The organism is Pseudorhodoferax aquiterrae (assembly GCF_014652235.1).
GTDB lineage: Bacteria > Pseudomonadota > Gammaproteobacteria > Burkholderiales > Burkholderiaceae_C > Pseudorhodoferax > Pseudorhodoferax aquiterrae.
Genome location: NZ_BMYK01000004.1, coordinates 248,025 through 259,905, shown reverse-complemented (window position 1 = coordinate 259,905; position 11,881 = coordinate 248,025). Strand labels below are relative to the sequence as shown.

Here is an 11,881-nt window from a genome sequence, read left to right as displayed (position 1 = left end):
GCGCCGCGCGGCCCGGGTGCGCGCCGCGGTGGGCGACGCGCGGCCGATTATCGGGCCTTGCCCGCCTTCCACGCGTTCAGGAGCGTGTCGTAGGCGATCGTCTCGCCCTTGGGCTTCTCGTTGGCCAGCTTGGCCCAGGGCGCCTGCTTGTCCGACAGCCACTTCTTGGGGTCCTCGCGCTTGTTGAGCTTGGGCGCGCAGCGGGCCATGCCGGCGCGCTCGAGCCGCGCCATCACGTCGTCCATCTCCTTGGCCAGCGTGTCCATGGCGGCCTGCGGCGTCTTCTCGCCGGTCACGGCCTGGGCCACGTTCTTCCACCAGAGCTGCGCGAGCTTGGGGTAGTCGGGCACGTTGGTGCCGGTCGGGCTCCAGGCCACGCGCGCGGGGCTGCGGTAGAACTCGACCAGGCCGCCGAGCTTGGGCGCCATGTCGGTCATGGCCTTGCTCTGGATGTCGCTCTCGCGGATCGGCGTCAGGCCCACGATGGTCTTCTTCAGGCTCACGCTCTTGGCCGTCACGAACTGCGCGTAAAGCCAGGCGGCGGCCGTCCGGTCGGCGTTGTGGCCCGAGAAGAAGGTCCAGGAGCCCACGTCCTGGTAGCCGTTCTGCATGCCCTGCTTCCAGTACGGGCCGTTCGGGCCGGGCGCCATGCGCCACTTGGGCGTGCCGTCGGCGTTGACCACGGGCAGGCCGGGCTTGGTCATGTCGGCCGTGAAGGCCGTGTACCAGAAGATCTGCTGTGCGATCTGGCCCTGCGCCGGCACCGGGCCGGCCTCGCCGAAGGTCATGCCCGTGGCTTCCTTGGGCGCGTACTTCTTCATCCAGTCCACGTACTTGGTCAGCGCGTAGACGGCGGCCGGCGAGTTGGTGGCGCCGCCACGCTCCACGCTGGCGCCCACGGGCGTGCACTTGTCGTCGGCCACGCGGATGCCCCATTCGTCGATGGGCAGGCCGTTGGGCGCGCCGATGTCGGCGGTTCCGGCCATGGACAGCCAGGCGTCGGTGAAGCGCCAGCCCAGCGAGGGGTCCTTCTTGCCGTAGTCCATGTGGCCGTAGATGGGCTTGCCGTCGACCTGCTTGACGTCGTTGGTGAAGAACTCGGCGATGTCCTCGTAGGCGCTCCAGTTCAGCGGCACGCCCAGGTCGTAGCCGTACTTGGCCTTGAACTTGTCCTTGATGTCGGGCCGGGCGAACAGGTCGGCGCGGAACCAGTACAGGTTGGCGAACTGCTGGTCGGGCAGCTGGTAGAGCTTGCCGTCCGGCGCGGTCGTGAACTTGGTGCCGATGAAGTCCTTGAGGTCCAGGCCCGGGTTGGTGAAGTCCTTGCCCGCGCCGGCCATGTAGTCGGTCAGGTTCATGATCTTGCCGTAGCGGTAGTGCGTGCCGATCAGGTCCGAATCGCTGATCCAGCCGTCGTAGATGCTCTTGCCCGACTGCATCGAGGTCTGCAGCTTCTCGACCACGTCGCCTTCCTGGATCAGGTCGTGCTTGACGGCGATGCCGGTGATCTCGGTGAAGGCCTTGGCCAGCGTCTTGCTTTCGTACTCGTGCGTGGTGATGGTCTCGGAGACGACCGAGATCTCCTTGACGCCCTTGGCCTGCAGCTTCTTGGCGGCCTCGATGAACCACTTCATCTCGGCCATCTGCTGGTCCTTGCTGAGCGTGGAGGGCTGGAATTCGCTGTCCACCCATTTCTGGGCCTCGGCCTCGCCGGCCCAGGCCGGCAGTCCGGCCGCCGCCAGCGCGGCAGCCAATGCGATCGCGTTGAACTTCATGGTGCTTGTCTCCTCAAGATGCTCCCCCGTCTTTGCGGTACGGGTGACCACGGCCCCGGGGAAGCATCCGGGCCGGATGCCCTTTTTCGAACTCAGCCCTTGCGCATGACCAGTGCCAGCACGGCCATCGAGAACACGAAGCTGATCCAGACGCTGGGCGGGTTCTCCAGCGACAGCCATTCCATGAGCTTCTCGCCCAGGCCCACGAAGGCCAGGTTGATCCAGGCCGCCGCCATCAGGCCGATGAACAAACGGTCGCCGCGCGTGGTGGCGATCGGCAGCCAGCCCTTGCGCAGCACGGTGGGGGACTTGAGCTCCCAGACCGTCATGCCGGCCAGCATCAGCGCGATGCAGATGAAGAAGATGGCCACCGGGGTGGTCCAGACCATCCAGTCGAACATCACACCCTCCCCATGGCAAAGCCTTTGGCGATGTAGTGCCTGACGAACCAGATCACGATCGCGCCCGGAACAATCGTCAGCACACCAGCCGCCGCCAAGGTGGCCCAGTCCATGCCCGAGGCCGACACCGTGCGCGTCATCGTCGCCACGATGGGCTTGGCGTTCACGCTGGTCAGCGTGCGCGCCAGCAGCAGCTCGACCCAGCTGAACATGAAGCAGAAGAATGCCGCCACGCCCACGCCGGCCTTGATCAGCGGCAGGAAGATGGTCAGGAAGAAGCGCGGGAAGCTGTAGCCGTCGATGTAGGCCGTCTCGTCGATCTCGCGCGGAATGCCGCTCATGAAGCCTTCCAGGATCCAGACCGCCAGCGGCACGTTGAACACCAGGTGCGCCAGCGCCACGGCCAGGTGCGTGTCCATGAGGCCCACCGTGGTGTAGAGCTGGAAGAAGGGCAGCAGGAACACCGCGGGCGGCGTCATGCGGTTGGTCAGCAGCCAGAAGAACACATGCTTGTCGCCCAGGAAGCTGTAGCGGCTGAAGGCATAGGCCGCGGGCAGCGCCACCGTGACCGAGATCACCGTGTTGATGGCCACGTAGATCAGGCTGTTGATGTAGCCCGAGTACCAGGACGCATCGGTGAAGATGGTGCGGTAGTTGTCCCAGGTGAATTGCTGGGGCCACAGGCTGAAGCTGGACAGGATCTCCTGGTTGGTCTTGAAGGACATCATGACCATCCAGTAGATGGGCAGGATGGCGAACACCAGGTAGCAGATGAGAAAGACCCAGCGCTTCTTGGACAGTTCATTCATGGCCGGCTCCTTCCTTGTCGGCCGTGCCCACCCGCTGCATCCAGTTGTAGAGCATGAAGCACAGGAGCAGGATGATCAGGAAGTAGACCAGCGAGAAGGCCGCCGCCGGCCCCAGGTCGAACTGGCCCACGGCCTTCTGCGTGAGGTACTGCGAGAGGAAGGTCGTCGCGTTGCCGGGGCCGCCACCGGTCAGCACGAAGGGCTCGGTGTAGATCATGAAGCTGTCCATGAAGCGCAGCAGCACGGCGATCATGAGCACGCCGCGCATCTTGGGCAGCTGGATGTAGCGGAACACCGCGAGCTTGCTCGCGCCGTCGATGCGTGCGGCCTGGTAGTAGGCGTCGGGGATGCTGCGCAGGCCGGCGTAGCACAGCAGCGCGACCAGCGGCGTCCAGTGCCACACGTCCATCACGAGCACCGTGAGCCAGGCATGGGTGGCGTCGCCCGTGTAGCTGTAGTCGAAACCCAATTGCTGCAGCGTGTGGCCCAAAAGGCCGATGTCGGCACGCCCGTAGATCTGCCAGATCGTGCCCACCACGTTCCAGGGGATCAGCAATGACAGTGCCACCAGCACCAGCACGGCGCTGGCTTTCCAGCCCTGGGCCGGCATGGACAGCGCGAGCCCGATGCCCAGCGGGATCTCCACCGCCAAAACGGCCAGCGAGAAGCCGATCTGGCGCAGCAGCGCGCCGTGCAGCTCCTCGTCGCGCAGCACGCTCGCGAACCATTCCGTGCCCACGAACACGCGCCGCTCGGGGCTGATGATGTCCTGCACCGAGTAGTTCACCACCGTCATGAGCGGCAGGATGGCGCTGAAGGCCACGCAGATGAACACCGGCAACACCAGCAGCCAGGCCTTCTGGTTCAGGGGTTTGGGCGAGGTCATGCCACGAGCTCCTCGTTGCGGTACAGGCAGGTGTGCGGGCCCAGCACCTGCAGCCAGGCCATGGCGCCCACAGCAGGCGTGGACAGGCCGGGCGCGAGGCGTGCCTTGAGCGCCTGCTCGCCGCTGCGCGCCGTGAGCAGCTGGTAGGTTCCCACGTCCTGCAGCTGCGTGACCGTGGCCGGCAGCGCACCGGGCGCTTCGGCCGCCGCCAGCGCCAGGTACTCGGGCCGCACGCCCAGCGTGAGCGGCCCGTCGGCCAGGCCCGCAGGCGCCGCGCCGAGCGAGCGCCCAGCCGTCTGCAGCTGGCCGCCCTGGCATTGCGCCGCCACGAAATTCATGCCCGGCGAGCCGATGAAGTGGCCGACGAAGGTGTGGCGCGGCCGCTCGAACAGCTCGGAGGCACTGCCCACCTGCACGGCGCGCCCGCGCGTCATGACCACCACCTGGTCGGCGAAGGTGAGTGCCTCGACCTGGTCGTGCGTGACATAGATCAGCGTGAGCTTGAGCTCGTGGTGGATCTGCTTGAGCTTGCGCCGCAGCTGCCACTTGAGGTGCGGGTCGATCACCGTGAGCGGCTCGTCGAACAGCACGGCGCTGACGTCTTCGCGCACCAGGCCGCGGCCCAGCGAGATCTTCTGCTTGGCATCGGCCGCCAGCCCCGCGGCGCGCTGGCCCAGCTGGCCCGAGAGCTCCAGCATCTCGGCGATGCGGCCCACGCGCTCCTTGATGCGCTCCGGTGCCACGCCGCGGTTGCGCAGCGGGAAGGCCAGGTTCTCGCCCACCGTCATCGTGTCGTAGATGACGGGGAACTGGAACACCTGGGCGATGTTGCGCTGCTGCGGCGAGTCGGCCGTGACCTCGCGGCCGTCGAACAGCACGCGGCCCTGCGACGGGCGCACCAGGCCCGAGACGATGTTGAGCAAGGTGGTCTTGCCGCAGCCCGAGGGGCCCAGCAAGGCGTAGGCGCCGCCGTCCTCGAAGGCCATCTGCAGCGGCAGCAGCGCGTAGTCGCTGTCCTGCTGCGGGTTGGCCTTGTAGGCGTGGGCGAGGTCGAGTTCGATGCGTGCCATGGCGGTCTCAGGCGGCGCGCGGGGGGGCGACCAGCAGGGCGCCCTGCGCGTCGAAGGCATAGGCCTGCTCGGGCGCCAGGTGCAGCGCGATGCGGCTGCCGAGCGCGAAATCGTGCACGCCGGTCAGCTGCGCCACGAGTTCGCCGGCCGCAGTGGCCACGTGCACGAAGCTGTCCGAACCGGAGATCTCGGCCAGCTCCACCTGGCCCGGCAGCACCCGGTCGCCGGGCCGCGGCTGCACGCGCAGCGCCGAGGCACGCACGCCCACGGTCACGGGCGCGCCCGTCGCCAAAGGCAGCCGCAGCGCCAGATGCACGCCGCCGGGCAGCAGCACGCCACCGTCTTCGACGCGGCCGGCGAGCAAGTTCATGGGCGGGTCACTGAACGCGCGCGCCACGCGGATCGAGGCCGGCCGGTGGAACACCTCGGCCGTGGGCCCGTACTGCAGCAGTTCGCCGGCGTCGAGCACGGCCGTGTAGCCGCCCAGCAGCAGCGCCTCGGTCGGCTCGGTCGTGGCGTAGACCACGGTCGATTCGCCGGCCGCGAACAGGCTGACCAGTTCCTCGCGCAACTCCTCGCGCAGCTTGTAGTCCAGGTTCACGAGCGGTTCGTCCAGCAGCAGCAGCGGCGCGCCCTTGGCCAGCGCGCGCGCCATGGCCACGCGCTGCTGCTGGCCGCCCGACAGTTCGGCCGGCAGGCGTTGCAGGAAGGGCGCGATGTGCAGCCGCTCGGCCAGGGCCTGCACGCGTGCGGCGATCGCGGTGCGGTCCAGCCGGCCCTGCAGGCGCAGCGGCGAGGCGATGTTCTCGGCCACCGTCATCGAGGGGTAGTTGATGAACTGCTGGTAGACCATGGCCACCTGGCGCTCGCGCACCGGCACGCCCGTCACGTCGCGGCCGTCTGCCTGCACGCGGCCCGCGCTGGGCTGGTCCAGGCCGGCCATGATGCGCATCAGGCTGGTCTTGCCCGCCTGCGTGGCGCCCAGCAGCACCGACACCGCACCGCTGTGCAATGCCAGGTTCAGCGGATGCAGCCAACGCTCCGCGCCAACGCTTTTCTCGATCCCCTCCAGCGACAACTGCATGGCGGCCCGGTCTCCTGCGGTCTTTCGGTTTTGAGCATTGTTGTTCGCAGTTGGAACAAATCTCTAGAGACTTACCCTCGAAGCCTTTCCTTTTGTTTCGTCTTAAAGTCCGGCCCCGTGAGCATGACCCCCAACCCGCGCCAGTTGGCATTGCTGCACGCCGTGCAAAGCCAGGGCTCGGTGATGCTGGACGACTTGTCGGCCACGCTCGGTGTGAGCCTGCAGACCGTGCGCCGCGACGTGCAGCGCCTGGCCGACGAAGGCCTGCTCGCGCGCTTCCACGGCGGCGTGCGCGTGGCCGGCTCCACGGTGGAGAACATCGCCCACGGCCAGCGCCAGACCCTGCATGCCGAAGGCAAGGCGCGCATCGCACGGGCGGTGGCGCGCGAGGTGCCCAACGACTGCTCGCTGATCCTCAACATCGGCACCACCACCGAGGCCATCGCCCAGGCGCTGCTGCGCCACACCGGGCTGCGCGTGATCACCAACAACCTCAACGTGGCGCTGACCCTGTCGGCCAACCCGCAGTGCGAGGTGATCGTGGCCGGCGGCGTGCTGCGCGGGCGCGACCGCGGTGTGGTCGGCGAGGCCGCGATCGACTTCATCCGCCAGTTCAAGGTGGACATCGCGCTGGTCGGCATCTCGGGCATCGAGGCCGATGGCACGCTGCGCGACTACGACTACCGCGAGGTCAAGGTCTCGCAGGCCATCATGGCCCATGCGCGCGAGGTCTGGCTGGCGGCCGACCACAGCAAGTTCAACCGGCCGGCGATGGTGGAGGTGGCGCGGCTGTCGGGCATCGACCGGCTGTTCACCGACGCGCCTGTGCCCGAGCCCTTTCCCGCGTTACTGCACGACGCTCAGGTACGCTGCCACGTCGCGAACTGAACGGAGACATCCATGACCTACCTGCTCGCCCTGGACCAGGGCACCTCGAGTTCGCGCAGCATCGTGTTCGACGCCCGCGGCCAGGTCGTGGCCAGCGCGCAGCAGGAGCTGCCGCAGATCTATCCGCAGCCCGGCTGGGTCGAGCACGATCCGGCGCTGATCTGGAGCACGCAGCTGGCCACGGCGCGCGAGGTGCTGGCCAAGGCCGGCCTGGCCGCGCGCGACATCCGCGCGCTGGGCATCACCAACCAGCGCGAGACCACGGTGCTGTGGAACCGGAAGACCGGCCAGCCCGTGCACCACGCCATCGTCTGGCAGGACCGGCGCGGCGAGCCGCTGTGCGCCGAGCTGCGGGCGCAGGACAAGGCGGAGTTCGTGCGCGAGCGCACCGGCCTGCTCATCGACGCCTACTTCTCGGCCACCAAGCTGCGCTGGCTGCTGGACCACGTGCCCGGCGTCCGCGCGCAGGCCGAGCGCGGCGAACTGGCCTTCGGCACCGTGGACAGCTGGCTGGTCTGGCAGCTCACCGGCGGCCGCGTGCACGCCACCGATGTCAGCAACGCCGCGCGCACCATGCTGTTCGACGTGCACCGCAACCGCTGGGACCCGGAGCTGCTGGCCCTGCTGGACATTCCCGACAGCCTGCTGCCCGAGGTCCGCCCGTCGGCCGCGCTGTTCGGCGAGGTGCAGGCCGAGCTGCTGGGCCACGCCGTGCCCATCGCCGGCATCGCGGGCGACCAGCAGGCCGCGCTGTTCGGCCAGGCCTGCTTCACGCCGGGCCTGGCCAAGAACACCTATGGCACGGGCTGCTTCATGCTCATGCACACGGGTGGGAAGGCTTTGCACTCGCGCAACGGCCTGATCACCACCAGCGCGGCGCAGACCGACGCCAACCCCGAGTACGCGCTCGAGGGCGGCGTGTTCGTGGGCGGCGCCGTCGTGCAGTGGCTGCGCGACGGCCTGCGCGCCATCGAGAGCAGCGGCGAGGTGCAGGCCCTGGCGCAGAGCGTCCCCGACGCGGGCGGCGTGATGGTGGTGCCGGCCTTCACGGGCCTGGGCGCGCCCTACTGGCAGCCCGATGCGCGCGGCACCATCACGGGCCTGTCGCGCGGCAGCACGCTGGCCCACATCGCGCGCGCCTCGCTGGAGAGCATCGCCTACCAGAGTGCGGCACTGCTGGAAGCCATGAGCCGCGACGCCGTGGCCGCCGGCGCGCCGCCGCTGGCCGAGCTGCGCGTGGACGGCGGGGCCGCCGTCAACGACATGCTCATGCAGTTCCAGGCCGACCTGCTCGGCATCCCCGTGCTGCGCCCGGCCGTGACCGAGACCACGGCGCTGGGTGCCGCCTACCTGGCCGGACTCGCCACGGGCGTGTTCGCCGGCCGGGACGAACTGGCCAGCCTGTGGCGCGTGGAGCGGCGCTTCCTGCCCACGCTGTCGCGCGGCCAGGCGGCCGAGCGCATGCAGGCGTGGGAACACGCCGTGCGCCAGGCCACGGCCGCGTAGACTCGCGGGCCGATGCCGCCCGCCCTCTCCCTGCCCCGCCGCCATCTGCTGCTCGGCGCCTGCGCCGGCCTGGCGCTCGCCGCCTGCGGCCATGCCGTGGCGCCGGCCGCGGTGCGCCACCCAGGGCTGCGCCTGATCGGCGAGACCACGCTGCCGCACCGCCTGCGCTTTGGCGGCAGCACGGTCGGCGGGCTCTCGGGCCTGGACTACGACCCCGCGCAAGGCCTCTGGGTGGCCATCAGCGACGCCCCGGGCGATGCCCGCTTCTACACGCTGCGCCTGCCGCTCACGGCCGAGCGGCTGGGCCCGCCCGCGCTGCTGGAGGTGGTGCGGCTGGACGCGCCCGCGCGCCCCGACGCCGAAGCCATCCGCTGGCGCCCGACCACCGGCACCGTGCTGTGGTCCACCGAAGGCGATGTGCGCCACGGCGTGGGTCCGTCCCTGCACGAATCCACGCGCGAGGGCCGGCTGCTGCGCAGCTTCGCGCTGCCGCCCCAGTTCGTGCCCGATCCGCAGGGCCAGCGCGGCCCGCGGCACAACCTGGGCTTCGAGGGCCTGGCGCTCACGCCGGACGGCCGACAGGCCTGGCTGGCCATGGAGAACGCGCTCGTGCAGGACGGCCCCGAGCCCACGCTGCAGCAGATGGGCGGCCCCTGCCGCTTCACGCTGTTCGACCTGGCCAGCGGCCGCGCGCTGGCCCAGCGCGCCTACATCCCCGAGGCCATTCCCCAAGCGCCCCGGGCGCCGGGTCTGTACGCCGACAACGGCGTGTCCGAGATCCTGATGCTGGATGCGCAGCGCATGCTGGTGCTCGAGCGCGCCTACGCCATGGGCGTGGGCAACACGCTGCGCCTGTACCGCGTGGACCTGGCCAGCGGCGACGACACGCTGGCGCTGGACCCGCTCGTGCCAGGCCGCTTCCGACCGCTGGCCAAGACGCTCGTGGCCGACCTGTCGGCCTACCTCGCTGGGCCGCAAGGATCGGGTCTGTCGCGCCTGGACAATACCGAATCGCTGGCCTGGGGCCCGCTGCTGCCGGCCACGGCCGACCGTCCCGCCCTGCGCACGCTGGTGCTGCTCAGCGACGACAACTTCAACCCCGGGCAGGTCACGCAGTTCGTGGCCTTCGCCCTCACGGAACCCTTGTGATGTCCACTTCTTTCGACACGACCATCGCCTTCATTGGGGGCGGCAACATGGCCAGCGCCATCATCGGCGGGCTGGTCCGCCAGGGCCTGCCGGCCGCCCGTGTGCAGGTGGTCGAGCCGTTCGCCGAAACCAGAGCCAAGCTGCTGGCCGACCACGGCGTGCAGGCCACGCCGCAGGCCGGCCCGGCGCTGGCCGATGCCGGCCTCGTGGTCTGGGCCGTCAAGCCCCAGGTCTTCGCCGAAGCCGCCGCGCCTGTGCGCGCCCATGCCGCCGGTGCGCTGCACCTGAGCGTGGCAGCAGGCATCCGCAGCGACAGCATCGCGGGCTGGCTCGGCAGCGAGCGCATCGTGCGCGCCATGCCCAACACGCCCGCGCTGGTGGGCCTGGGCATGACGGGCTTGTACGCCCGCGACGCCGTCAGCGCGGCCGACCGCGCCCAAGTCGAGCAGGTCATCGCCACCACAGGCGCCGCGCTGTGGGTGGAACAGGAAGCCCAGCTCGACGCCGTGACCGCGCTGTCGGGCTCGGGCCCGGCCTACGTGTTCTATTTCCTCGAAGCCATGGTGCAGGCCGGAACCGGCATGGGCCTGTCGGCCGCGCAGGCGCAGCAGTTGGCCGTCGGCACCTTCGCGGGCGCCGCGGAACTCGCGCGCCGCTCCGACGAACCGCTGGCGACGCTGCGCCAGCGCGTGACCTCCAAGGGCGGCACGACCTATGCGGCGATCACGTCCATGCAGGAAGCCGGCGTGGGCCCGGCCTTCGAGCGCGCGATGCAGGCCGCCGAACAGCGCGCCCGGGAACTGGGCGACGAGTTCGGCAAGGCCTGATCAGGCTAGCGTGTAGCCGGCCACGATGCCGGCGAACACCGCGAAGCCCAGCCAGTGGTTGAGCCGGAAGGCCTTGAAGCAGCCTTCGCGCGTGCGGTCGTGGATCAGCGTGGCATGCCACAGCACCTGCACGGCTGCCGCGGCAATACCCACGTAGAACAACCAACCTGGCACCCGCGGCCGCAGCGCCAGTGTCCAGATCGCCAGGAACAGCGCGTAGCTCGCCAGAACGCCGGCCACGTCGAAGCGGCCCAGCGTGATGGCCGAGGTCTTCATGCCGATCTTGAGGTCGTCGTCGCGGTCGACCATGGCGTACTCGGTGTCGTAGGCGATCACCCAGAACAGGTTGCCCAGCAGCAGCAGCCAGGCCAGCGGCGGCACGCTGGCCCAGGCGGCCTGCAGGCTGAACGTGCCACCTCCCGTGAACAGCTCCCAGGCCGGCCCGCCGCGCACGGCCGAGAACGCCATCGGGATGCCGAAGGAAAAGGCCACGCCCAGCACGGCCTGCGGCATGGAGACATAGCGCTTGGCGAACGGATAGACGAGTGTGACGGCCAGCGCCGCGAACGACCAGGCGATGGTGGCCAGGTTGGTCGTCAGCACCAGCCCGAAGGCCGCCAGCGCCAGCACCGCGCCCACCGCCAGCGCCTCGCGCGGTGCGATGCGCCCGCTGGTCACGGGCCGCTGCGCCGTGCGCTTGACATGGCGGTCGAAGTCGCGGTCGGCCACGTCGTTGACGCAGCAGCCCGCACTGCGCATGAGGATGGTGCCCAGCGTGAACACGGCCAGCAGGTGCCAGCCCGGAAAGCCGCCGGCCGCGATCCACAGCGCGCCCAGCGACGGCCACAGCAGCAGCAACCAGCCCGCGGGCCGGTTCCAGCGGATCAGGTCCAGGTACAGCGCCAGCCGCCCGGGCGCGGGCGGCGCTGGCAGGGTCGCGGCCAATTACTCCTCGAGCAGCGAGCGCAGCATCCAGGCGGTCTGCTCGTGCACGGTCAGGCGCTGGGTCAGCAGGTCGGCCGTGGGCTCGTCGCTGGCCTTGTCGGCGACCGGGAACAACTCGCGCGCGGTGCGGGCCACGGCCTCGTGGCCCTTGACCAGGATGCGCACCATCTCCAGCGCGGCCGGCGGCTCGGTCGGCGCGTCGGCCAGGGAGGTCAGCTGGCCGAACTGGGCATAGGAGCCCGGCGCCTTGTGGCCCAGCGAGCGGATGCGCTCGGCCACCGGGTCCACCGCGTTCCACAGTTCCGTGTACTGGGCCATGAACATCGCGTGCAGCGTGTTGAACATCGGGCCGGTCACGTTCCAGTGAAAGTTGTGCGTGGTGAGGTACAGCGTGTAGGTGTCGGCCAGCAGGCGCGACAGGCCCTTGGCGATGGCCTCGCGGTCCTTCTCGCTGATGCCGATGTTGATCGCGGGTGCGCCGCCGGTGGGCAGTGCGAGGACCGCGGATGCGCTGGACTTCTTCTTGGCCATGTCGTGCTCC

At 69.7% G+C, this 11,881-nt stretch carries 12 protein-coding genes; 4 read left to right on the top strand and 8 right to left on the bottom strand.

Annotated features, from left to right (window positions below; genetic code table 11):
• Positions 1–47: 47 nt before the first annotated feature.
• The 6 genes from IE209_RS09150 to IE209_RS09125 form a co-directional block, all read right to left on the bottom strand.
• A complete protein-coding gene (locus IE209_RS09150; RefSeq protein ID WP_189686644.1) occupies positions 48–1,775 on the bottom strand; it encodes an ABC transporter substrate-binding protein in 1,728 nt (575 codons plus the stop codon).
• 92 nt (positions 1,776–1,867) lie between these two features.
• The gene (locus IE209_RS09145) at positions 1,868–2,176 is read right to left on the bottom strand and encodes a DUF2160 domain-containing protein (protein WP_189686643.1); all 309 of its coding nucleotides are present in this window, start codon (positions 2,174–2,176) and stop codon (positions 1,868–1,870) included.
• Positions 2,176–2,985, bottom strand: coding sequence for a carbohydrate ABC transporter permease (locus IE209_RS09140; RefSeq protein ID WP_189686642.1), 810 nt, complete (start codon positions 2,983–2,985; stop codon positions 2,176–2,178). Before IE209_RS09140 ends, IE209_RS09145 begins: the two co-directional genes overlap by 1 nt.
• Complete coding sequence (locus IE209_RS09135; RefSeq protein ID WP_189686641.1) at positions 2,978–3,871, bottom strand: carbohydrate ABC transporter permease; 894 nt, start codon at positions 3,869–3,871, stop codon at positions 2,978–2,980. The genes IE209_RS09140 and IE209_RS09135 overlap by 8 nt, the downstream gene beginning before the upstream one ends.
• Complete coding sequence (locus IE209_RS09130) at positions 3,868–4,941, bottom strand: ABC transporter ATP-binding protein (protein WP_189686640.1); 1,074 nt, start codon at positions 4,939–4,941, stop codon at positions 3,868–3,870. The genes IE209_RS09135 and IE209_RS09130 overlap by 4 nt, the downstream gene beginning before the upstream one ends.
• 7 nt (positions 4,942–4,948) lie before the next feature.
• On the bottom strand, positions 4,949–6,025 hold the full coding sequence (locus IE209_RS09125; protein WP_189686639.1) for an ABC transporter ATP-binding protein: 1,077 nt from the start codon (positions 6,023–6,025) through the stop codon (positions 4,949–4,951).
• 123 nt (positions 6,026–6,148) lie between these two features.
• On the opposite strand from IE209_RS09125, the gene IE209_RS09120 reads away from it, so the two are divergent.
• From IE209_RS09120 to proC, 4 genes are read left to right on the top strand one after another with little or no spacing between them, the layout of a single operon-like run.
• Positions 6,149–6,913, top strand: coding sequence for a DeoR/GlpR family DNA-binding transcription regulator (locus tag IE209_RS09120; RefSeq protein WP_189686867.1), 765 nt, complete (start codon positions 6,149–6,151; stop codon positions 6,911–6,913).
• Positions 6,914–6,925: 12 nt separating this feature from the next.
• Complete coding sequence (gene glpK, locus IE209_RS09115; RefSeq protein WP_189686638.1) at positions 6,926–8,419, top strand: glycerol kinase GlpK; 1,494 nt, start codon at positions 6,926–6,928, stop codon at positions 8,417–8,419.
• 12 nt (positions 8,420–8,431) lie between these two features.
• On the top strand, positions 8,432–9,568 hold the full coding sequence (locus tag IE209_RS09110; protein ID WP_189686637.1) for an esterase-like activity of phytase family protein: 1,137 nt from the start codon (positions 8,432–8,434) through the stop codon (positions 9,566–9,568).
• Positions 9,568–10,395 (top strand): pyrroline-5-carboxylate reductase, encoded by an 828-nt coding sequence (proC, locus tag IE209_RS09105; protein ID WP_189686636.1) that lies wholly within the window; start codon positions 9,568–9,570, stop codon positions 10,393–10,395. Before IE209_RS09110 ends, proC begins: the two co-directional genes overlap by 1 nt.
• On the opposite strand, the gene ubiA is transcribed toward proC, so the two are convergent.
• Together ubiA and IE209_RS09095 are read right to left on the bottom strand one after the other, a co-directional pair.
• A complete protein-coding gene (gene ubiA / locus IE209_RS09100) occupies positions 10,396–11,340 on the bottom strand; it encodes a 4-hydroxybenzoate octaprenyltransferase (protein WP_229882769.1) in 945 nt (314 codons plus the stop codon). It lies immediately after the preceding gene.
• Positions 11,341–11,871, bottom strand: coding sequence for a Dps family protein (locus IE209_RS09095; protein WP_229882768.1), 531 nt, complete (start codon positions 11,869–11,871; stop codon positions 11,341–11,343).
• Between the last annotated feature and the right edge of the window lie 10 nt (positions 11,872–11,881).